This is a genomic window from Acetobacter fabarum (assembly GCF_011516925.1).
GTDB classification, from domain to species: Bacteria; Pseudomonadota; Alphaproteobacteria; order Acetobacterales; family Acetobacteraceae; genus Acetobacter; species Acetobacter fabarum.
This window is the reverse complement of record NZ_WOTG01000009.1, coordinates 1-22,961: the sequence shown is the minus strand read 5'-3', so window position 1 is coordinate 22,961 and position 22,961 is coordinate 1. Positions and strand designations below refer to the sequence as shown.

Here is a 22,961-nt window from a genome sequence, read left to right as displayed (position 1 = left end):
GGCAGGCGGGGCAGGCCATAGCCGCCATTACTGGCCCACGGGCATAATCCGTGCCGCACGGCTAAGCGCCATAAGCGGGAAGAACTGGCGATACAGGTCATACCGCAGCATGAACGCGCGGGAGAGTTCAGCCCCCTGCTGCAGGCGTTTGGCCACTGCCGGGTCATCAAGCTTGATGGTCTGCCCCACCCCGTAACCGGGGAAGCCAGTGCCGGTAAACTCTTCTTCCGTCCAGCTACCATCGGTTTCCTGCCGGTCGATCAGGTAGCGGCAGCCGCGCGCAATGGCGGGGTGGTCCTGCTCACGGTTGGCAGCAATCAGCCCCATAAGCGCCCACGCGGTTTGCGATGGCGTGGTTGTGCCCCACCCGATGGAGGAAACATCCATATAGGATGCACAACTTTCACCCCAGCCGCCATCTTCCTGCTGGTGGGCAATCAGCCAGTCACACGCGCGGGCAATGTAGGGCTGGGTCATGTCCTCGCCAATGGCGGCAAGGGCGGGCAGTACGGCGCCGGTGCCGTACAGGTAGTTCACACCCCAACGCCCGAACCATGCGCCCGATGCTTCCTGCTCGGCACGAATATACGCAAGCCCGCGCTGGAGGGCGGGGGTCTGGCGGGACACACCCAGCAGGCCAAAGGCTTCCAGCACATGGGCGGTCACATCGACCGAAGGTGGATCAAGGGCCTCACCAAAGTCACAGAACGGGATTTTGGAAAGCAGGCTGCGGTTATTGTCCTTGTCAAACGCACCCCAGCCGCCGCAACTGCTCTGCATGGCAATCAGCCAGTTCACACCGCGGGTTATGGCGTCTTCAACACCTTTTTCCTTCCATTCCTCCCGATTACGGCAGGAGGAAAGGGCAATCAGGGCTACGGCTGTATCGTCCGTATCGGGGTAACGGTCATTGGCGTATTCAAACGCCCAGCCGCCCGGTTCCACATCCGGCAGCTTGATCGACCAGTCCCCTTTAACACGCACCTGCCGCGCGAGCAGCCAGTCCAGTGCCTTGTCCATCTGTGGGGTGTAGCGTTCCTCGGCATTGGCATCATGCAAGGCCATAAGGGCCAGCATTGTGTCCCATACCGGGCTGTTGGTGGCCTGCACCCATGAGGCGTCGCCCTGATCACGCCGCCAGCCCGGGTCATCCAGTGCGGCCAGAGCCTTGGCCATAACCGGGTGATGGAACTGGTAGTCCTCCCCATGCAGGGCCATCAGGCCGTAAACCCACGGGGGTTGAATCCCACCCCATCCGCCATCGGCATCCTGATGGCGGATAATCCATTCCAGCATATGGCGGATAGCCGCCTCACGCACCGTATTCCGTTTGAGGAACCGGCTCTGGAGCCAGTGCAGCCCCTTGTCTGTGGTGCGGAAAAAGCTTGACCACAGATCCACCCCTTCCTTTTTGGGCAGAACGTAATCAAAGTTCTCACGCCCCTGGGGGAAGAGCGCATCCAGCCGGTCCTGCGGGCGCAGGGGGCGGCTTGGCCTGCGGGCGGAAAGAATGGCCAGCGGCACCAACGTTGCCCGCGCCCATTGTGCAAAGTTATAGATGGAAAAAACAAATTTGTTCGGGAACCAGATAACCTCGGGCGGGAGGTTGGGGGTCTGCTCCCACGGCCATTCACCAATCAGCGCCAGCCAGTAGCGGGTAAACACCCGTACGTTGCGCAAGCCCCCCATGCGCATGATCCATGCACATGCCTTGCTCAGTTCTGGTGTATCGGCTGCGTAACCGAGCGAGCGCAGGGCGGCGTAGGCTTCCACCGTTGCGTTAATGTCGCCATTACCAGCACCCCAGTATGTGCCCCAAGACCCATCCTCGCGCTGCATGTGCAGCAGGGCTTTGCCAAGGCGGGGGCGCAGGGGGTGGTCTTCCAGCCCAAGGTACCACAGGGCCAGGCACCACTCCGCCTCCATGGAGGCGTTGGACGCCACAGGCCCCACCCAGTGCCCATCGGCTTTCTGCTCCCCTATCAGCCAGTCGCAGGCGGCTGCCACGGTGTGGGCCAGACTGTTGCCCATGCCCGTAAACGGTGTGGGAGTTACACAGGAGGGAGTGGGAGGAACTGTAGCAGACACGGCCGCCTTCACTTTCGAGGGGTGAGAAATCGTATTCATTGGTGGTGACCCGAACACACTATACAAAGTTCAGTCATGCAAGGCCCTGCGCTTATGCGAGACTGGCTTCCATGGGTAAAGCCAGTTTTTGAATATCCGCAAAAACGCTGGTCCATTCTGCATCCTGCATATCGACAAACCCGAGACTTCTTAGAAAAAAAGCCCCTTCAGCGGCAAAAATCATTGTGCGTATCTGCCGTGCTTCCACGGTATGGCCTTCCCCCTGCCCCAGACCCAGCCAGCGCGCATACCACGCCTTGATCGGGGCCAGATGCCGGGGGGACTGGAGCAGCGTCACCAACATACCCACCATGCGCGCACGTGCGGCATCATCTATGCGGGCACAGGCCTGCACATAGGCGCGGGCAAGGCTGGCCGGGCCTGCGGCAGCACTACGGCAACGCGCTACATGGGTATCAAACACCAGAATCCAGCGTTCGATCAGCGCTGCTATCAGGTCATCCTTGCTGCCAAAGCAGTATTGCAGGCCGCCTTTGGTAATCCCCGCCTCGCGCGCCACGGCATCCAGCGTAAGGGCGGTTGCGCCATTGCGCTGCACAAGGTGCTCGGCACAGGCCAGCACTTTTTCGCGGTCTATGGTTCTGGGACGGGCCATACCTTTGCAATACCCTTAGCTGGTTTAATTCCGTCCAGATGGAATTAAACCAGAGCGCAAGCGCTTTCAACCCCCCGCCACACATGGCCTATGCGCACCCCGCCAAATAAACTAATTTATTGCGTACATTTCCGCCTTCAAAATAACTCACGATCTTGCGTATTTATATTGACTCCCTATTTCATGGCGCTAAATTGCCTATACAGTTTTGGAGCACAACAACCACAGGCAAGGCGTAAGCGGGTTTTTTCATGCTTGTTCATCAGCACATTCCCCTGACCGCCCGATGTCGGGCCACCCAACGCAGCCCTGACTAACAGGGGCTTGCCCCGCCCCATGCCCAGGCTGGCTCCCGCCACGCATACGTAGGAACCGGGATGTCTGGCCCAATACAGTTTCCGACCCTGTTTTCGGAAAAAGGCAGGCATCATGGTTGATACGATGCTCTTTGCACAGCCCGCCAGAACCGACGGACAAACCGACACGTTTGCCCACACGGTATGGCGCAAACTGTGCCATGAACTGCAAGCCGCGCAGACTCCTTTATGGGCGGAACACAGCACGCCCCAGTCCCTTCTGGCGCGGCTTTTGGCCGAAAAACTTGCCGAACCCATTATACCTTTTGCAAGCCTGCACCCTCTGTTCTGCCAGATTTTGCAGCAATCACCCGCCATTATGGCAGCCGCAGCACAGGACCTGCACGCCTACGCCACCATGGACCCAGCGCGTGAGGGATATGTTGCGCCGTTTTTGCACCTCAAAGGTTTTCAGGCCGTGCAGGCGTACCGGATAGCCCATGTTTTGTGGCGGAACGGGCAACGCCTTTCCGCGTTACACCTGCAAAGCCGTGTTTCTGAAGTCATGGGCATAGATATTCACCCCGCCGCTGTTCTGGGGCACCGGCTTGTACTGGCCCCCGGATACGGCCTTGTCATTGGTGAAACTGCATTGGTGGAAAACGATGTTGTTCTTATGTCGGACATAACATTGGGCGGGACGGGCAAACAGGCTGGCAGGCGGCACCCTACGCTCCGCCGTGGCGTGCTGGTTGGGCCGGGCACGCAAATTCTGGGGGCAATAGAAATTGGGGAAGGGGCAAAAATTGGTGCGGGGGCTGTGGTTGTCAAACCGGTCAGCCCGTTTACCGCTGTTGCTGGCAACCCGGCACGGTATGTAAACAGCCATACCCATTGGCCTGTTTTGACAATGGACCTATCCTTCCCGGCCATTGACTATCTATTATAACCCATATTTTAGTGAATAATAATAATTAACATTTTTCTTCCGTTTAATGTTGACCTTCTTTTTGTGGGTGCTAGGCTGAACAGACAAACCGAATCAGGCCATCTGGTCGGTTATTAAAAAGGAGCATGACCATGTATCCTATTTTACTTTTCATAAATCGATGTTGACCGGGCCATAACGCTCGGAAACCCATTTCCAGCACAGCACATCTTTAAATAATACCTCTTTATGAAAGACTATTTGCCGTGACTGAAGCACAGTCCACCCGTGCCGTCAGTGCCTCTGCACTGGACCGCAACCTGTCTGCCCGCCAGCTTTCCACCGCCCATGTCACCCGTGTGCAAAATCTGGAGCGCAGCCCGCGCTGGCTGCACCTTCTGCTCCCCTGGGTGAATGTTGGCGGGGGCGTATTCCGCGTTAACCGCCGGCGTCTTGTTTCCTCCCGTTTTGGAGGTGTGCTCTTTACGGGTGAAGGGGATGCTGCACGCCCCGTGCCTGAAAGCCTGCGGGCACTTCCCGAGTTTTCGCAGGCAACGGATGCCCAGATTCATGAACTTGTAAGCAAGTTCCAGCACCACACCCACCCCGATGGGGCCGATTTTACCTTGCCCGAAGGCACTCTGGCCCTTGTTGCCAGCGGTGCCGTGCAGCACCATACCAACAACGGAGCAGCACGCGCCGTGCGGCACCTGTTTGCGGCACCGGGGCAGCATTTTCTTGCGCCCTCCGGCCTGAGTGGCAAAGACCTGCGCGCCGTTGGCAAAACAACCCTGCTCACCCTCCCCCCCGAGCAGATCGCCAGCACTCCGTGGCTGAAAACCGCCCTGACCGCGCAGGACGTGGCCAGCCGCGCCGACGTAAACCAGTATGGAGAGGCCGCCATTCAGGTCCTTTCCAGCGTGGATGGAGAGCCAAAACTCCCCACCACTTTTGTCGATTATCAGGACCACCCGCGCGAATACTATATCCATTCCATTCAAACCGTTCTGCGCACGCATACCCGTATTACCGACCTGTACAGCAACGAATTTGACCAGTTGCGTGAACAGGTGCGTGTGGTGATTGACGTTATCCGCGAGCGCGAGGAATGGGAGCTGCTCAACAACCCCGAATTCGGGCTGCTGAACGAAACAGCCATTGCCCAGCGCGTGCCCACACGCGGCGGCCCACCCACCCCGGATGATCTGGATGAACTGCTGACAAAGGTCTGGAAAAAACCGGGCTTTTTCCTTGCCCACCCCAAAGCCATAGCGGCCTTTGGGCGCGAGGCCACGCGCCGTGGCGTGCCACCGCCGACCATTAACCTGTTTGGTTCACCCTTTATTACCTGGCGCGGTATTCCCCTTGTGCCCTCAGACAAAATTCCCGTCACGCCCGATGGCCGGACCAGCATCCTGCTCCTGCGTGTGGGTGAGGAAGAACAGGGCGTTGTGGGCCTGCACAATACAGGCGTTACGGGGGAAGTGGAGCCCGGTCTTTCCGTGCGGTATAGCGGCACGGACCAGCATTCCGTGGCATCGCACCTGATCACACGCTACTTCTCCGCCGCTGTTCTGGTGGAAGACGCCATTGCCCGGCTCGATAACGTGCAGATCGGGAGCTATTATGACTACACCTGACACATTTGCAGACCCGCAGGCGCTGGCACAGCAGCATGCGGTGGAGCAGGCATTCCGCGATGTGCTGGGGCATGGGGCGGCACCTGCCGCTCCACGCACGCCCCTGCCCCCCACACAGGGGGGCAACACCCCCCACCCGTTTGCCTCGGGGGCGGATGCCTCTATTTACGAACCTGTCTGGTCCAGGCACCCGGTTTCACAAAACAAGGCGGAAGAACGTCCCCCTTTGTGGGAGGAACCCGCAACATCGCCCTTTTTTAGCGGCACATTCGCGCTCCCACGCACCACAACACCCCCAGCCCCCGCGCCGGCCATAGCGGAGGCACCACACCATTCCGTGCCGTATTTTTTACGCCACGCAAAAGGTGCCGCCAACGCCGCCCCCCAGCATGCGCCCCACCCCGCACTGGGTGGGTACGATGTGGCGCGTATTCAGGCGGATTTTCCCATCCTGCACCAAAGGGTTAACGGCCATAAACTGATCTGGCTGGACAACGCGGCCACAACCCAGAAACCCCGCGCGGTCATTGACGCCACCTCCGCATTTTATGAGCAGGACAACTCCAACATCCACCGCGCGGCCCATACGCTGGCCGCCCGTGCGACCGATGCGTTTGAGGGGGCACGCACAAAGCTCCAGCATTTTATTGGCGCGCGTGAGGCAGCGGAAATTGTATTTGTGCGCGGCACAACCGAGGCCATAAATCTTGTGGCCCAGAGCTATGGCCGGGCCAACATTGGCCCGGGTGATGAAATACTGATCACCACCATAGAGCACCATGCCAATATTGTGCCCTGGCAGCTCCTTGCCCGCCAGACGGGGGCCGTGCTCAAGGTTGCTCCGGTCAATGACCGGGGGGAACTGCTGCTGGAACATTTTGCAGCACTCCTTTCTGGCCGCACAAAGCTGGTTTCGGTCACGCATGTTGCCAATGCGCTGGGCACCATTAACCCGGTTGAGCAGATCATAGCCCTTTCGCACGCAGCCGGGGTGCCTGTGCTGGTTGATGCGGCGCAGTCCTCCCCGCATCTGCCGCTCAATGTGGCGGCCCTGGATGCGGATTTTCTGGTTCTTTCGGGCCATAAAATATACGGGCCAACAGGCATTGGCATTCTGTATGGCAAACGCCACCTGCTGGAAGCCATGCCCCCCTGGCAGGGAGGTGGGCATATGATCCGCGATGTAACCTTTGCCCATACCGAGTTCCAGGGTCTGCCAGAAAAGTTTGAGGCCGGAACCCCCGATATAGCCGGTGCGGTCGGGCTTGGAGCGGCGGTGGACTACCTGCAGGGCATTGGCCTGCCCGCCATTGCCGCGCACGAGCACGCTCTGCTCGAATATGCCACGCAGCAGTTTGAGCACCTGCCGGGTGTGCATATTATTGGAACGGCGCAGGCCAAGGCCAGTGTGCTTTCCTTTATTGTGGATGGGCACAGCGTGGGGAATGTTGCCAAACATCTTGACCGGCACGGCATTGCCGCGCGCTCTGGCCATCATTGCGCGCAACCAGCCTTGCGCAGGTTTGGTGTAGAGGCCACAGTGCGGGCTTCCTTTGGCCTGTATAACAGCTTTGAAGATGTGGACGCCTTGATAACATCCCTTAGACAACTGGTGCGGTAGGCATGAGCGCAGCGTGGCTGGCAGCACTGGGCGGCGGCGTGCTTATTGGCACAGCCGCCGTATTGCTTATGGCCTTTGAAGGCCACATTCTGGGGGTGAGTGGCATACTGGGCAATGCCTTGCGCCACCCCACCCGCAACTGGCGCTGGGCCGTGCTGGCCGGTCTGGTTGCAACCGGCGTGCTGGCCCGTATGGCAGGTGCGGCCGTGCCAACACAATTTGCCCAGACTGGCTGGCTCCGCCTTGCTGTTTCGGGCGTGCTGATTGGCCTTGGCACCGCGCTGGCCAATGGCTGCACCAGCGGGCACGGTGTTTGCGGGCTGGGTAACAGGTCTGGCCGATCGCTGGTAGCGGTTGCCATTTTTATGGCGGTAGCCGTAGCCACGGTGTTTATATCCCGGCTGGAAGGGTGGGCGTTATGAACGTGGCTATCGCGTTTTTTTGCGGCCTGCTGTTTGGGGGCGGCCTGTGGCTTTCCGGCATGGCGGACCCTGCCAATGTTCTGGGTTTTCTGGATGTGGCGGGGCACTGGAACCCCATTCTGGCAGGCGTTCTGGGGGGCGCGGTTGGCGTAACCCTGCCCGGCTTCTGGCTGTTGCGCCGTAAAGGGCGGGATGCCAGCGGGCAGACACTCAACTGGCCGCGGCGCTGGCCACCCGATAAGGGACTGGTCGCAGGGTCCGTGCTGTTTGGTGTGGGTTGGGGGCTGAGTGGGGTTTGCCCCGGCCCGGCTCTGGTCCTGCTCGGGCTGGACGGCGCAAAGGCCGTACTGCTGATAACCTGCATTGCACTCGGCTGGCTGGTGGGAAAGCTGGGGTGGGAACGCCTTTACAGCCCCGCAGCGCCCGCAGGCCCACACGGGCAAGGCACACCCCCTTAACCCCACAGCCCATTGGGGCTGCACTTATGCCGGTGCAAACGGGCTGGTTTGCGCCTGCTCCAGCAGCCAGAGCTTAAAGGCGGCGGCACGGTTCTGCTTATCGGGATTGATGGTTAAAAAATACCCTCTCTCGCTACAGATCGGCACAGGCCATGCCAGCACAATCTGCCCGCTTTGCAGATAGTCATCTATTAACGGCCGCCAGCCAAGGCCAATACCCTGCCCTTGCAAAATAGCCTGTAACAGCAAGGGGTAATTCCCAAACAGCATGGAATTTTTGGTGCGGGCCGCAGGCCGGGCAGACTGCCCTACAAGCCTGAACCAGTCCTCCCACGTAAACCAGTGCTGGGCCGGGCTATCCAGGTCCAGCAGGCGGCCACGCGCCAGATCGGCGGTGGTGGACAGCGCACCCATTTGCGCCAGATAGCGGGGGCTGCATATGGGGTAGGCTTCCTCGGCGAACAAGCGGAGGCTCTCCCCCCCTGCGGCCTCGGGTTTTTTACCAAACAGGATGGAAATATCCGCCTGATCAGCCACGCCCCCCATCTGGCGGGCCTGTGTGGTTAGCAGGCACAGGTCCAGTTCGGGGTGTCGGCTCTCAAAATCCGCCAGACGGGGGAGCAGCCAGTTAGCGGCAAACCCGTAATCGGTCAGCACGGTCAGGCTTTTGGGCGTGTTGCGGGCATCTATGGTCTGCATGGCGGCCTGCAACCGGCTGAGCACATCTGCCGCCACAGCGTGCAGAACCTGCCCCGCATCACTGGGGGTAACCCCCCTATGAATCCGGCGGAACAGGGTCAGGCCCAGAACCCCCTCCAACTGGGCAATCTGCTGGCTTATGGCGGGCTGGGTCATGCCCAGCTCTGTTGCCGCGGCACTAAAGCTGCCGCGCCTGCCTATGGTTTCCAGAATCCGCAGGGAGCGGAGCAGATACTCGGTCTGGTTGGGGGTCATAACGCCAGCTTATACCACGGATAAGTATGAACATACATCACAAATAACATATTTTATGTGCTTATATAAAAACCAACGATCATCATAGTGTTGTTTTGTGGTTCGGGATAATTCACGTTATGAGCAAGCAGTCCGCAGCGCCTCTGAACTTTCTTGTGGTTGTGGCCGACCAGCTTACGGCCTGCGTTTTGCCTGCGCTGCTGGGCGGGCAGGACCCCAGCGTTGTTAAGGTGCCCACGCTCAGCAGGCTGGCAAAAAACGGCACGGTTTTTGCCAATGCCTATACGGCCAGCCCCCTGTGCGGGCCCTCCCGCAGCGCATTCATGACCGGGCTGCTGCCCTCCGCCAATGGTGTGTATGACAATGGCTGCGAATGGCATTCCGACATTCCAACCTTTGGCCACCGCCTGCGCCTTGGCGGCTACCAGACCATTCTGGCCGGCAAGATGCACTTTGTCGGGGCGGACCAGCTCCACGGGTTTGAAGAGCGCCTGACAACGGACATTTACCCCGCCGACTTTACATGGGTGCCCGACTGGAGCGACCGCAATACCCGCCCGGACTGGTACCATTCCATGGATTCCGTGCTCAATGCCGGGCCTGTCCTGCGCAGCAACCAGCTCGATTTTGATGAAGAAGTTGCCTTTGCCACCCGGCGCAAACTGTACGATCTGGCCCGCACAAAAAACCAGCAGCGCCCCTTTTGCCTTGTGGCTTCCTTTACCCACCCGCACGACCCGTTCAACATTACCCCCAGATGGTGGGATCTTTACGAGAACACCCCCATCCCCCTCCCACGTGTGGCTGCGCCCGATCCTACGCACCCGGCCGAGCTGCGCATCCGCGAAGCCTGCGGCATTAACGCAGCCCCGCCAACGGAGGCAGACATCCTGCGCGCCCGCCGCGCCTATTTTGGAGCGATTTCCTACATAGATCATCAGCTCAAACAGCTGCTGGACACATTGGCCGAAACCGGGCTGGACAAGACAACCGCCATTATTTTCACCAGTGATCATGGTGAAATGCTGGGCGAACACGGCCAGTGGTACAAAATGTCCTTCCGCGAGGGAGCAGGCCGCGTGCCGCTTATTATTGCCCTGCCAGAGCAGGCGCAGGCCCACCGCATTGCGCAGGCTGTCAGCCTGGCCGATGTGGGGGAAACCCTGTGCGCTCTGGCCAATGCCCCGGCGGCCCCCTCCACTCATGGTCGCGACCTGAGCCCCTGCCTTGAAGGCAAACCTCTGGAAAAAGACGAGATTTTTGGGGAATATCTGGGCGAAGGCACCTTTGCGCCAACCGTCATGATCCGCCGTGGCCCATGGAAGTTTGTCCACACCCCCGAAGACCCGGACCAGCTGTACAACATCCACCATGATGCGGACGAAACCCGTAATCTGGCCGCCCACCCCGAGCACGCCCAGACCGCCGCCGCATTTTTGCACGAAGCCTACCAACGCTGGAACTTTGCCGCCCTGCACCGCAACGTGCTGGCCAGCCAGCAGCGGCGCGCCCTGATCAAACAGGCACTGGCCACGGGGCACTGTACGCCATGGGACTACCAGCCCCCCGCAAACGCACACCGCCAATACATCAGAAATCACAAACCTCTGGAACAGCTCGAAGCCGAATCACGGCTGCCTTACCAGAGGAACGGATAGAACAGCCATGGTTCACACCCCTTTTACGCACCGGATCACCTTTGCTCTGGTGCTCTCCACCGGTACGGTTTACGCGGCCAGTGCGGCCCAGCAGAGCCTGCCCAGCGCACAACAGCAGGCCAAGGCCAACGCGCCCAAAACCGCCCCACGCCCTACAGCCGCCAAATCCGCTGTGGCACAGGCTACCGCGCCGCAGAACACAGGCAAGCTGGAGGAAATAACGGTCCGCTCCAACAAGCGCGCGCAGCAGGCCAATACAACGCCCGCATCCATTGTGGCACTCAGTGGCAAAACCCTGCAAACAACCGGGGTGCGTGACGCACTCAGCCTTGCACGGGATGTACCCGGCCTTATGGCGGAAACCACATCCGGTTCAGCCAACCCGCGCTACCGCCTGCGCGGTATTGGCACCAACGATTTTTCGGCCAACATGACAACCGCCGTTGGTGTTTCCGAGGATGATGTGTTCCTCGATAGCGGGGCATCGCAGGGTGTGCCGATTTATGACCTGGACCACGTAGAGGTTTTCAGGGGTCCACAGGGCACCTTGCAGGGCAAGAACACCACGGCGGGCATGGTTTCCTACTATACCAAAAAACCCACTAATAAACTGGATGGTTACGTACGTGGCACAGCAGGCAATTACGGCCTGTGGGGGGAAGAAGGTGCCTTGGGCGGGCCTATTATAAAAGACAAGCTGATGGCCCGCTTTGCCATAGTCAACCGGGATTACGACGGACAGTACTATAATGGCAGCCACAAGAATCCCACGGGAGGCTACCAGTATTACGATATGCGCGGGCAGATTCTGGCCAAGCCTGTCGATAATTTGTCCATTCTGGTTAAAATGCACCTTGGCCGCAACAAGACCAAGGTGCCCATAGACCATGTGGGCCTGCTGCCCGGTGGGGAGGATGCACAGGGTTATACCCAGACCTCCACCCGTAATATCCAGAACAACGGGCGCACGGATGCCACCACCCGGCGTGCGGGCCTGTCGGTCAATGCCAAATATGATTTTGAAAACGGCTGGAGCCTTGCCAACATTTTTGCGCTGGAGTGGAACCACTTCAACGTTTTTTCGGATGATGATGCAAGCCCCGCCCCCGTGGATTATCAGGAAAACATAGGCGGCGTTGCACGGGTTCTGAGCAACGAGGTCCGGGTTGTTTCTCCCCAGAACAAAAAAATACGTTATGTGGGCGGCGTCTATTACATGCGCAACCTCACCCAGTCCTATAGCCAGCAGCCCCTGTACAGCCCCATAGACAGCAGCTTTGGCACGGGGGGCAATGCCTCCAGCTTTAACATCAGCACGCAGGATGCTGCCGTGTTCTCGGCCCTGTCCTTTGACCTGACCTCCCGCCTGACACTGGATATTGGCGGGCGCTTTACCTCGGAAACACGCAGCGCCAATGGGGAGGCATGGGCTTATAACACGGACCCTTCCAACCCCTACAACACCAGCAACCGTGCGCTCACCTACATCAACACAAGCACCAACACCTACCTCAACCCCAATACGGGGCAGGCCATGGTTGGCCCACCCCTAAGCAAGACGTTTAACAAGGACAGCGAGGACGCCAGCCTTAAATACCGCATAGCACCGGGCATTATTGCCTACCTGCGCTATGCCCGTGGCTTCAGGACCGGCAACTACAACACCTATGTGGCCACCACATCCGACTTCAGCCTGTATAACCCTGAAGAGCTGACGGACTACGAAGGCGGGGTAAAGGCACGGATCTGGGGCGGCAAGGCGCAGCTCAACCTTTCTGGCTTTCATTACGACTACAACAACATGCAGGTCACCATCCTGCAAAATACGGGAACCCACACGACCAATGCCGCACAGGCGGTATCGAACGGTTTTGAATTTGAAGGGCAGGTACGCCCCTTGCAAAACCTGTTTGGCTCCTTTGGCGTAACCTACCAGGACGCACACTACACCAACTTCAAAAACGCCAGTGCGCCAACGCCGTTTAATGGCGGCAACCCGGTGGACCTGTCCGGCCAGCCGCTTGAACGCGCACCACACGTAACTGCCAACTTTTTGCTTAGCTATAAAATCCCTGTCTCCTTTGGGGATTTTACGGTGCAGACAGACTGGCGCTACACAAGCCGCTACCGTTTTCAGGCATGGTCGGACAGCCACGCCACAACCCCTGCCGCCTTTTTGGCATCCCCCCAGATGCAGGCTCTGGTGCGGCATGCTTTTTCGCAAAACCCGGTTATTACGGGCAATGTGCGCGTGGCATGGCACTCGGTGGATGAAAAAACGGAAGTGGCCTTCTGGCTCCATAACGTAACCAACCAGATGACCTACACCAACGCGTTTGGCGAATTTTTCAATCGCAATATCAGCCGCTATCCGGGCGACCTGCGCGCCTTCGGGTTTGAAGTCATGCGGGCGCTGTAATGGTCGGGGGGCTACGCAACCGGGCCGGGCTGCTGGTGCTGGCCGCAATCAGTGCGGCAGACTGCGCAGCCCATAGCATGAACTCGCTTGGCCCGTTTGCCGTGGGCGAGCTGGTCCGTGGCGGGCGGTTCAGCATCATGCAGGCCGGGTTATGGAGCTGTGTGGAAATGCTGGCCTATGCCGTGGCCATGACCGCCATAGCCCCCCTGTCTGCCCGGTTAAGGCTGCGTCTGGTGGCCCTGCTGGCAGGCATTGGGCTGGTTGTCGCACAGGCAGGCTCCGCCTTTGCTGTGGGGGTGTGGCCCCTGCTGGCCCTGCGCGTGCTCTCCGGCGGCTGCCTTGGCGGGTTGAATGCGGTAGTCAATATCGGAGCCAGCCGGTTGGGCAAACCTGTGTTTGTGCTGGCGTTTGTTATGGTGGTGCAGACTGTTGTTTTTAGTCTGGCAAGCCTGCTGCTCCCCCATGCCAGTGCACTGGCGGGGCAGAAAGGTATTTTTCTGGCACTGGCAGGGCTTGTTGTTGTGCTGCTGCCACTCCTGTTTTTTCTGCCCGATACGGTTCTGCCCACCCCCGGCGCCAACCCGCAGGCCGGTTATGCCGCCCCGGCTCATGCGGCCCCTGTGTGGGCTTTGCTGGCCGTGCTGTTTTACACCGGGGGCAGTCTGGCGGTATGGCCTTTTACCCAGCGGATTGGCCTTTCTGTTGGGCTGGCACCCTCTTCTTTTGGGGTTTTGTCGGCTGTTGCCAATATTGCGGGGCTTGTGGTCTGCCTTGCTACGGTGCTGCAAAGCCGCAGGCACATAACCAACCCCCTGCTTGTGCCCGCCCTTGTGCTGGCAGGCGGCGTTTGCGTGGTGCAGGCCTGCCCACCCACGCCATGGCTGTTCTGCACCGCCTTTGTCCTGAATTATGCTGCGTGGTTCTTTGTGTACCCCAGCCTTGTCGGCCTGACCTGCCTTGTGGACCCCACGGGCAAGCTGGCCTCCCGCGCTGGAGGGGCGTGGATGTTCTCTCAGGCGGCAACAACGCTCTTTGCCAGCGCCACCCAAACACATGGGCTTTACCTGTGGACCGGCCTGTTCAGCCTTGCCCTATGCCTTTGCGCGGCACTGGCCACCCTGCGCGTAACCCGCCCCCATGCGGGCAGGCCCGGCATGCAGCAGGCCACCCAGCCCGCCTATTCCGCCTGTGGGCCAAACACGGGCACAGGCCCGGACTAAAGCCACAACCAGCCCCAGACGGCACACCGCGTAAGGCATGCCCCATGCAGGCGGCACAAAAGGCAGCATGGCTTGCCCGCCTGCGCATATAAGGCATGGACAAGCAGGGGGAGCGGGTTCTATTTTCCGCCGGTTATGACCTCCTTACCCGCCCCCACCCGCATCGGCATTGATTTTGGCACAACCAACAGTGTTATTGTCATTGCGCGCCCCGACCGCACGATCCAGACCATCCGCTTTGCCACGCCTGATGGTGAGCCTTCGGAAACCTGCCGCACACTGCTGGCCTTATGGCAGGACATGGAGGGCGGGCGGCGCGTGCAGCACCGCGCAGTTGGCGCGCATGCCATTGAAGCACATCTGGATGACCCGGCCGAGACGCGGCTGATCATGTCCATGAAATCCTATCTCGCACAGGCCAGCTTTCGCGAGACACAGGTTTTTGGCCAGCGCCTGTCGCTTGAAAGCCTGATTGCCACCTTTTTGCAGGAACTCATGGCCCTTGGTGGGCTTTCCCCCGCCCGGTGCCATGTTACGGTGGGCCGCCCCGTGCATTTTGTGGGGGATAATGTCGATGATGCTCTGGGGGAAACCCGGCTCCGCGCCGCCTTTGCCCAGGCAGGCTTTGCCGATGTTACGGTTATGATGGAGCCAGAGGCCGCGGGCTGGCGCTTCATGCAGCGGCTGGACCGGCCCGCAACGGTTCTGGTCGGGGATTTTGGTGGTGGCACAAGCGATTTTTCCGTCGTGCGTTTTGACCCCAAAGGCCAGACCGCAACGCAGCCACTGGGCCATGCAGGGGTTGGGCTTGCAGGGGACCAGTTTGATTTTCGGATCATAGACAACGTGGTGGCCCCCTACCTTGGGCGGGACTGCACCTTCCGCATCATGGGGGGGGAACCATTACCCGTACCGGTTGAATGGTACCATGCACTGGCGCGCTGGCACCGGCTCTCGCTCATGCGTACACCGCGTATCCTGAACGAAATCGAGGATGTGGCGCGCACTGCCACCGAGCCCAAGAAGCTAAAGAACCTGATCGAACTCGTGCGTGAACAGCGCGGGCAGGAACTCTACAACGCCGTATCGGCCACCAAGCGCGCGCTCTCCACCCACACATCGGCAGACCTGCACTTTACGCAGCCGGGGCTGGATATTCACACCACCATCCAGCGTGAGGATTTTGACCGCTGGATCGCGCCCGACATTGCAAGGCTGGGCGCAGGCATAGATGCCGCCTTGCAGGAAGCAGCCCTCCCCCCCGAGCAGATCGACCGCGTGTTCCTGACCGGTGGCACATCGTTTGTGCCTGCGGTACGCGCCCTGTTTACCTCCCGCTTTGGGGCCGAAAAGGTGGAACTGGGCGGGGAGTTTGTCTCGGTCGCTGAAGGGCTGGCTCTGGCGGCAGCGTAAAAGCTGCCTGCCCTCCTGCCCTTTGGGGGTTAGGCCGCACTGGCGCAGGCTTTTATGTCTGCTGCCAGCCGGTCCACCTCCGCCATGTCCGCATCCCATGCGAACATAAAGCGCGCCCCTCCGCCGATAAAAGTATAAAAGCGCCAGCCGCAGGCCCGGAGCCGCTCCAGCACAGCAGGCTGTGCATGAATGAAAACACCATTGGCCTGCACCGAAAACATGAGCGAAACACCGGGCAGGCCCACTACCTGTTCGGCCAGCCTGCGTGCGCAGGTATTGGCATGCCGGGCGTTACGCAGCCATGCCCCGCTCTCGAGCATACCCACCCATGGGGCGGATAAAAACCGCATTTTGGAGGCCAGTTGCCCGGCCTGCTTGCAGCGGTAATCAAAACCATCAGCCAGGGCGCGGTCAAAGAACAGAACGGCCTCGCTTACGGCCATGCCATTTTTGGTGCCGCCAAAACACAGCACATCCACCCCGGCCCGCCATGTCATGTCGGCCGGTGTGCAGCCAAGGGCTGCGCACGCATTGGCAAAGCGCGAGCCATCCATATGCAGATACAGCCCGAGTTCACGGCATGTCTGCGCCAGTGTGCGAATTTCGGACAGGGAATACAGTTCCCCCGTCTCGGTCGGTTGCGTAATGGTTACGGCCCGTGGCTTGGGGTAATGAATATCGCTCCGGCAGGTGGATAACAGCCTGACATCCTGCTCGGTCAGCTTTGCACTTTCCGTCCGGGCGACAAGCAGCTTGGAACCGTTGGAAAAAAACTCGGGTGCTCCACACTCATCCGTTTCCACATGCGCGTAGGAGGAACAGATCACGCTGTTATAGGACTGGCAGAGAGCCGCCAGCGCCAGTGAATTGGCCGCCGTGCCGTTAAAGACAAAAAAGACCTCGCACTCCTTTTCAAACAGGGCGCGAAAAGCGTCTGCCGCCCGGCTGGTCCATTCATCCTCCCCATAGGGGATCAACGAGCCAACATTGGCCTGCATCATGGCCTGCCATGCCTCGGGGCACATCCCGGCGTAGTTATCGCTTGTAAATTGCTGGCGCGTGTTCATCGCTCATCATCTTTACCGCATTGTGGCAGGCACGCAGCCTTAACCACTGTGGACAACAGGGGGCCACGCGCAGGCTGCGCACATGGCCTTTTACATCAATACGTCTGGCACAGGGGCGCGTTAGTTGACCGTGTAGGTCACCAGCACAAGGTAGATCACCAGCAGGACATTGGTCAGCAGGAAAACCGGTGTCAGCCGCGCCCAGCTCCGGGTAGCAACCGCCATGACCGTATAGGCAAAGCACCCCGCGCAAATCCCGATCATGAGGTTGGCGGTTGTGACCGTCAGCAGCACGATCATGCCAGCAGAAACACTCTGGAGCGGGTCGGATATATCCAGCTCCGTCAGGCCTTCCATCATCAGAATCCCCACCATCACCAGCGCTGCGGTGGTGGCCTGTGGGGGAATACAGGCAATAAGGGGCCAGAAAAACGCGCTCAGGCCAAACAGTATGGCTACGGTCAGGGTTGTCAGGCCCGTGCGCCCGCCTGCCTCCACCCCGGTTGCGGATTCAACATACGCACCCACGGTCGGGCTCCCCAGACACGCCCCCACAATGGAGGCCAGCCCATCGGCCAGAAACGCACGCCGGGAGTTCATGAAATTGCCTTGCGCATCCATCATGCCCGCCCGCCGCGTAACCGCGATCATGGTCGCTGTGGCGGAGAAAAAGTCGGACAGGAAAAAATAAAGGGTCAGGGGCAGGACCAGAAAAAAGTTGTGGAAGAACTCGGTCGTATCAAACGCAAACAGGTACGCGCTGGGCGCATGGGGCAGGGCCACCGCCTGCGCAGGCAGAACGGTCATGACATGACCCGGAGAGGTCTGGATAAACAGCCCCGCCACCGTAACCGCCAGAATGGACAACAGCATGGCCCCCCGCACACGGGCCGCCACCAGTGCCGCGATAAGCAAAAGCGAGAGAAAAACCACCATAACCGAGGGGGAGCGCAAATCCGCAAAGGCAACGCCCCCGTCTGGGTCCGTTACAATCAGCCCCCCGCTGCGCAGGCCCAGATAGGCAATAAACAGGCCAATACCGGCCTGTAACCCAATACGGATAGAGGCGGGAAAGCCCCGCACAATATGCTGGCGCACATTGCTGAGCGACAGGCAGGTAAACAGAATACCCCCCACCAGCACCATGGTAAGCGCCGTGCCATAGGACAGGCCCATTTTAACCACGACAACCTGAGCAAAAACCGCGTTGGACCCCATGCCCGGTGCCAGCGCAATGGGCAGGCGTGACAAAAACGCCATAAGCAGGGAGCCACACATGGCGGCCAACACGGTTACGGTAATCATATCCGCCCGGTTGGCACCCGTTGCTGCCAGAATGGCCGGATTGACCGCAATAATATACCCCATGGCGCCAAAGGTTGTGAGCCCGGCCAGCACCTCCGTGCCCACGCTGGACTGGTGGCCCGCTACATTAAACCGGAAGAGCTTTTGCAGGGATAAAACGGCTCTCATAATCAACAGCACTCCAGTTTTATGCGACCAGTGGGCTGCTCCGCCACACCGGCGCGCTGCCCGTTGCCCCTACCAGACAATGGGGTGTGTCTGCCCGGTCTGAACATTAACAAACCCTTCGGGCACGCTGGGGTTGGGGGCCACCAGCACCCACCGCCACGGCGAGCAGGTAAGCGTTGCAAAGCACAGCCGCTCGGGAAAACCCTCCGGCCAGTTTTTGGAATAGGTGGGCTCATGCATCCACTCTATTGTCCGGGCCTGTGCGTAAAGTTCCTGCATGTCCGCGTCCAGTGCTTCGGCCGGGCGGGCGGTCATTAACCCGCCAACCTCGTAGCGGACCGTGGCCAGCACGGTATTGTCCCGCACCAGTGCCCAACCACCCTGCTGCCTGCGGATCTGGTTGACCACCTGCGCCATGGCGGCATCGGACGACCCGACGACCCATATATTATGCTGGTCATGCGCAACCGAGCAGCCCACAGCCGTATCGGGCGTGCTGGGGCCACAGCCGCGCCAGAACATACGCCCGACCCTGCCCTGCCCGGAATAGCGGTCCACAACCGCAAACTTGGTAATGCACTGGCTGGTATCACGCTGCACCTGCCCGTCCTGCACGGGCAGGGTTTCCACCAGAAAATCATCCGCCCAGTGGAACGGGCGCAGCACGGCGGCCTGCATGGTCTGCCGCCCCGGATCAGCCGGAATGGCAAAATCCTCCGCAACAAGCTCCCGCGTGATGTTGATGGTCTGGCTGGCCCATGCGGGCCATGCAATAGCGGGCACGGGCGCAATATAACGCCCGTTCTGCGCCACGCACTGGCCATCTGCCCAGACCTCCGCAATGTCCAGCGCTGCCACATCGGACAGCAGCACAACATCAGCAAAGCGGCCGGGGGCCAGACTGCCCACCCACGGGGTCAGGCGCATATGCCGCGCGGGGTTGATGGTCACACACTGAATGGCAATTTCTGGCGGCAGGCCAGCCTCCATGGCTCTGCGCACATTATAGTCTGTGGCTCCCATGCGCAATGTGTCGCTTGCGGAACGATCATCGGTGGTCAGCGCAATCTGGGAAAAATCCTCAAAGCCTGCATCCAGCATGCCCCGCACCAGTTCGGGAAGGGTCACGAGGGCAACCTTGAGGTAACCGGCAGCGCGCAGCTTATCCATCACGCCCATCAATGTGCCGTAATCAACCGTTTTGTCGGCCCGCAGAAAAATACGCTCGTCCTTGTTGCCCTTGGTCGCACCGTCCAATGCACCCGCCAGACCATCCATGCTGATGTCATCCTCCCCCAGCGCCAGGCCATGGTCGGCCTTGACGGTCAGGAACACTGGATCATCCGGTCGCGGTGTTGGCTTCTCGGCCGAGGAGGGCAGGTCCACTGGCACGTTCACCGTGGTCAGCGGAGCCGTGACCATAAAAATCACCAGCAGAACCAGCATGACATCAATAAACGGCGTAACATTGATCTCGCTGGCTTCATGCGGGTTTTCATCGGTATGGCGGATACGGACCATGCCGCTTACTCCCCGGCAACCGTGTGGGCATTCTGCGCAGCGCCAAGCCGCACCACCTGCCCGCTGGCACTCAGCGCCTGCATGCGTCCCAGATCGCGCGAGACAAGGCGCATCACCAGCGCTGTAATATCCGCGACCTGTGCCCGGCACGTAGCCGTTTGGCGGGCAAGATGGTTGTAAATCACTACAGCAGGAATAGCCGCGACCAACCCAAGGGCTGTTGCCAGCAGTGCCTCGGCAATACCGGGAGCTACAACGGCAAGGCTGGTGGCCTTGCTGGCAGCAATACCGGTAAAGGAGGTCATAATACCCCAGACCGTGCCAAACAGGCCGATAAAGGGCGACGTTGCACCAATTGTGGCCAGCACACCTGTGCCGCGCATAAGCCTGCGGCCTTCAGCTGCCTCCAGCCGTTCAAGGTGCAGAACAATCCGTTCCTTCAGGCCCTCGCGGTCATCGGGAATATCAGCAGAGCGCTTGCGTTCGGTTTCAGCAGCCATAACCAGTGTATGGGCTATGCTGCTCTGGCGCGTGCCTGCCGCACCAAGCTCCAGCGTGCTGGCCTGCTCCAGCGCCTGCTCGGCCTTGGTCAACCTCACCCGCACCCGTTGCAGCTCTACCGATTTGGCAATGAGAATAGTCCAGGTCAGCACGCTGGCCACAACCAGCAGGGTCATCACACAACGGACCACCGGCCCCGCGTTGAGGAACATCTCCCACGGGGAAAAAGCAATAGGGGCAAGATCGGTCATGACAGACCTCCTTTGGAAGACGGTCTGCGCCAATCCGGGGTCAGGCAGATAACCGTAACGATAGAGGGAATGAACAGGGCAACCCAGAAAAAGACCAGCCAACTGCCGTAATGGCCCAACGGGGCGGATAGCAGGCCGAAAGCAATAAACAGACCGACCACACACACGATCAGCCGGGACGGCGTGCTGGTCAGGCTCGTCCATTTATGGGCCGCAAGACAGGGGCATAATGGGCGGATAGTCATGAACACGGCACGCACACAAATGCGCGTAAGAGTAAGTCGCAACTCCGTTGTGCGTAAAATTGTGCCCGGTCCATGTATCTGCGCGCCTTCGAACAGGTCGGAAATCAAGGAGGTTCATGGCTCACCGCTTGCTTACAAACGGCACACAACGACTCCCTTACCTACAAAGACGATCAGAACCTCACTTTTTTCCCCTGAACTTTATTTTTTTCCAGATCACATGCTCAAACACCAGTATGCCCCAGCTCTGGATCAGCGCATGTATTATGCTCGCTGAAAGCACTATGCCGAAAAAGCAAGGGACGTCATGGCGGCCAAAAACTTGACCGCGGAAGTAGACATTACAGTTGTTTACAAAACCGGATTCTTCAGCCGCCGTGCCCTGACCACAAAAAACCCGCCTTGAGTGGACGGGGTGATGTATCCTACCAAGGACTTATGCACAATTTCAGATGATTGCCGGGGCAGGCAACCAACGATGCTTGCAATTGGTTGTCTTCCCCGGCTTGCTGCATGACATGGCAACAATACCAGGCAAGCGGCAGCGTCCAGACAGAACCGGCCTGCTCCGCCTTCTGTTCTCTTTACTGGACCCTCGATCGATACAGAACAGGCCAGTCACCCGACATGCTGCCACCACAGCCAAGCTGAAAGGTCACCCTTGTCAGAACGAAATGGTGGCCATCCCACCGCCATTCATGAGAAGCACCGCAATAAGCCAGCCCCATGCCTTTGTAAAAGTCCGTAAAAGTTCCAGTCGCCAGGTCAAAATCAGGGCTTGTCACAATACTTCCTTCGTCGCCTGTATCCCCTTTGATCAGGACGGGATTTGGCAAGTCGGCGGGCTCAGGTTGGCCATTACCGGTGCGCGGGACGACAAAAACCAAGGACGTCCCCTGATATACCGCCATCGAACACCCGAACAAGATAAGTGCATTGTTCTTGTCCAACCCGTAAACTCCTGTTTCCAGAAGGTTATCAGCTCCTTTATTCAGGCTATCACAACTCTGCTTTTTTATGAGCTTAGCCTGCGTTCTTTCTGTCCATGCCAGCAAGTGGGCCGCTCTTTGCGGGTAAGAACGATGGAGTGATGAGCGGATGGAGCAGGCGGCAGTAATGGCGCAGGAGGGACAACGCTGGCTGGTTTTGTCCCCGTGCGAATCAGTGCCGTTACACCGCCCAATCTTCCTTGTCGATCATCCATATGCAACAGTGCAGCACTTAACCCGTTCAATGGCACAATCCCATCACGCACCTGCAGCATTGTTCCGTTCCGCAACTGCGTCACAAATGCCACAACGACTTCAGGCTGTTTTCCAGACAAGGTCGTGATTCCGTCCTGTGTCTTGAGTGACCATGCCGAACGATCCAGCAGCAACGACCTGCCGTCCACACGCAAATCTGCCAGATCAAAGGGAAACCCGGCAATCAGCCGCGCTTCAATCACACCATCCGGTCCGGCATCACGAAGAAAGCGTAGATCAACCGATCCGTTGATTGGCCTGTTATCCGGCGTGGTCGAAGTAACATCGTCATCACCCTGCACGAAGCCCTTAGCTTCGCAGGTTAAAATATTATCGCATGCAACCAACCAGGATCCGTATTCATCATAAGATGGCGTGGCGGCGTGACCTACCCCGGTCATAATCAGAAAAAGCAAGAATAGAGGCATACATTGGCCTACTCGCCTCATTCCCTTTTTCAGACGCCCAATGTTGTTAGCCATACAAGACCTGTCATGTTGCTCGGTGACTACCATAGCCGAGACAATCTTGGCTGCGACAGATACATATTCCAGTCACTTTGTCCCAGCCCCAGCAAGCAATAAACGATGTTATCTGTTACCTCCCTCGTGTCTAGATTTTTTCACGGTGATCTAGCTGCTGAGGCTGGGATGATTTTCCGTTTTTCCTGCGGTGTTCAAGCCACAAAAAAACCCGCCGTGGTTGGGCGGGTTTATCGTATCCTATTGAGGACTTGTTGCTTCATCTGGTTGCGGGGGCAGGATTTGAACCTGCGGCCTTCAGGTTATGAGCCTGACGAGCTACCGGGCTGCTCCACCCCGCGGTTGAGAGAGTGCTGATTTTGTTTTGGCTTAGTTTTGTGAGGGTAGACTGGAAGACCTGGCGGC

General features: G+C 59.1%; 19 protein-coding genes, 1 tRNA gene and 1 pseudogene. 9 read left to right on the top strand and 12 right to left on the bottom strand.

Annotated elements, in window-relative coordinates; genetic code table 11:
• Nucleotides 1–27: 27 nt before the first annotated feature.
• Nucleotides 28–2,031 carry a squalene--hopene cyclase gene (gene shc / locus GOB83_RS10540; RefSeq protein ID WP_198912002.1) on the bottom strand — a complete coding sequence of 668 codons (2,004 nt, stop codon included), beginning with the start codon at nt 2,029–2,031 and terminating at the stop codon, nt 28–30.
• A 148-nt stretch (nt 2,032–2,179) separates the two neighbouring features.
• Entirely contained in the window at nt 2,180–2,743 is a 564-nt protein-coding gene (locus GOB83_RS10535) for a TetR/AcrR family transcriptional regulator (RefSeq protein ID WP_086645759.1), read from the bottom strand.
• A gap of 429 nt (nt 2,744–3,172) precedes the next feature.
• Here GOB83_RS10535 and epsC point away from each other — a divergent pair, with 429 nt between their 5' ends.
• The 5 genes from epsC to GOB83_RS10510 all read left to right on the top strand — a co-directional run bounded on the left by epsC (nt 3,173) and on the right by GOB83_RS10510 (nt 8,108).
• Entirely contained in the window at nt 3,173–3,988 is an 816-nt protein-coding gene (gene epsC / locus GOB83_RS10530; protein ID WP_165926022.1) for a serine O-acetyltransferase EpsC, read from the top strand.
• A 245-nt stretch (nt 3,989–4,233) separates the two neighbouring features.
• Complete coding sequence (locus GOB83_RS10525) at nt 4,234–5,607, top strand: family 2B encapsulin nanocompartment shell protein (protein ID WP_165926021.1); 1,374 nt, start codon at nt 4,234–4,236, stop codon at nt 5,605–5,607.
• Nucleotides 5,594–7,228, top strand: a complete 1,635-nt coding sequence (locus tag GOB83_RS10520) for a cysteine desulfurase (RefSeq protein ID WP_165926020.1) — start codon at nt 5,594–5,596, stop codon at nt 7,226–7,228. The genes GOB83_RS10525 and GOB83_RS10520 overlap by 14 nt, the downstream gene beginning before the upstream one ends.
• 2 nt (nt 7,229–7,230) lie before the next feature.
• Entirely contained in the window at nt 7,231–7,650 is a 420-nt protein-coding gene (locus GOB83_RS10515; protein WP_086645755.1) for a YeeE/YedE family protein, read from the top strand.
• On the top strand, nt 7,647–8,108 hold the full coding sequence (locus GOB83_RS10510; protein WP_165926019.1) for a YeeE/YedE family protein: 462 nt from the start codon (nt 7,647–7,649) through the stop codon (nt 8,106–8,108). The genes GOB83_RS10515 and GOB83_RS10510 overlap by 4 nt, the downstream gene beginning before the upstream one ends.
• 24 nt (nt 8,109–8,132) lie before the next feature.
• On the opposite strand, the gene GOB83_RS10505 is transcribed toward GOB83_RS10510, so the two are convergent.
• Nucleotides 8,133–9,062, bottom strand: a complete 930-nt coding sequence (locus GOB83_RS10505; RefSeq protein ID WP_095349735.1) for a LysR substrate-binding domain-containing protein — start codon at nt 9,060–9,062, stop codon at nt 8,133–8,135.
• Between the two features lie 119 nt (nt 9,063–9,181).
• Here GOB83_RS10505 and betC point away from each other — a divergent pair, with 119 nt between their 5' ends.
• The 4 genes from betC to GOB83_RS10485 all read left to right on the top strand — a co-directional run bounded on the left by betC (nt 9,182) and on the right by GOB83_RS10485 (nt 15,772).
• A complete protein-coding gene (gene betC / locus GOB83_RS10500) occupies nt 9,182–10,720 on the top strand; it encodes a choline-sulfatase (RefSeq protein ID WP_165926018.1) in 1,539 nt (512 codons plus the stop codon).
• Between the two features lie 7 nt (nt 10,721–10,727).
• Nucleotides 10,728–13,139 carry a TonB-dependent receptor gene (locus GOB83_RS10495; protein ID WP_165926017.1) on the top strand — a complete coding sequence of 804 codons (2,412 nt, stop codon included), beginning with the start codon at nt 10,728–10,730 and terminating at the stop codon, nt 13,137–13,139.
• On the top strand, nt 13,139–14,359 hold the full coding sequence (locus GOB83_RS10490; RefSeq protein ID WP_165926016.1) for an MFS transporter: 1,221 nt from the start codon (nt 13,139–13,141) through the stop codon (nt 14,357–14,359). The genes GOB83_RS10495 and GOB83_RS10490 overlap by 1 nt, the downstream gene beginning before the upstream one ends.
• Before the next feature lie 135 nt (nt 14,360–14,494).
• Nucleotides 14,495–15,772, top strand: coding sequence for an Hsp70 family protein (locus GOB83_RS10485; protein WP_165926015.1), 1,278 nt, complete (start codon nt 14,495–14,497; stop codon nt 15,770–15,772).
• Nucleotides 15,773–15,801: 29 nt separating this feature from the next.
• Here GOB83_RS10485 and GOB83_RS10480 read toward each other — a convergent pair whose 3' ends face one another.
• The 9 genes and pseudogenes from GOB83_RS10480 to GOB83_RS10445 all read right to left on the bottom strand — a co-directional run bounded on the left by GOB83_RS10480 (nt 15,802) and on the right by GOB83_RS10445 (nt 22,897).
• A complete protein-coding gene (locus tag GOB83_RS10480) occupies nt 15,802–16,839 on the bottom strand; it encodes a threonine aldolase family protein (RefSeq protein ID WP_165926014.1) in 1,038 nt (345 codons plus the stop codon).
• A 120-nt stretch (nt 16,840–16,959) separates the two neighbouring features.
• A complete protein-coding gene (locus GOB83_RS10475; RefSeq protein ID WP_165926013.1) occupies nt 16,960–18,312 on the bottom strand; it encodes an NCS2 family permease in 1,353 nt (450 codons plus the stop codon).
• Between the two features lie 69 nt (nt 18,313–18,381).
• Complete coding sequence (locus tag GOB83_RS10470; protein WP_242005833.1) at nt 18,382–19,413, bottom strand: adenine deaminase C-terminal domain-containing protein; 1,032 nt, start codon at nt 19,411–19,413, stop codon at nt 18,382–18,384.
• Between the two features lie 18 nt (nt 19,414–19,431).
• Nucleotides 19,432–19,833 (bottom strand): annotated as a pseudogene (exbD, locus tag GOB83_RS14990) (TonB system transport protein ExbD); the annotation flags it as partial.
• Between the two features lie 5 nt (nt 19,834–19,838).
• Complete coding sequence (gene exbB / locus GOB83_RS10465) at nt 19,839–20,585, bottom strand: tonB-system energizer ExbB (RefSeq protein ID WP_165926012.1); 747 nt, start codon at nt 20,583–20,585, stop codon at nt 19,839–19,841.
• Entirely contained in the window at nt 20,582–20,872 is a 291-nt protein-coding gene (locus GOB83_RS10460) for a hypothetical protein (protein ID WP_165926009.1), read from the bottom strand. The genes exbB and GOB83_RS10460 overlap by 4 nt, the downstream gene beginning before the upstream one ends.
• Before the next feature lie 542 nt (nt 20,873–21,414).
• Nucleotides 21,415–21,885, bottom strand: a complete 471-nt coding sequence (locus GOB83_RS15105) for a DUF1176 domain-containing protein (protein WP_165926011.1) — start codon at nt 21,883–21,885, stop codon at nt 21,415–21,417.
• Nucleotides 21,846–22,556, bottom strand: a complete 711-nt coding sequence (locus tag GOB83_RS15100; RefSeq protein ID WP_165926010.1) for a DUF1176 domain-containing protein — start codon at nt 22,554–22,556, stop codon at nt 21,846–21,848. The genes GOB83_RS15105 and GOB83_RS15100 overlap by 40 nt, the downstream gene beginning before the upstream one ends.
• A 264-nt stretch (nt 22,557–22,820) precedes the next feature.
• Nucleotides 22,821–22,897 (bottom strand) — tRNA-Met (locus GOB83_RS10445).
• Nucleotides 22,898–22,961 lie beyond the last annotated feature (64 nt).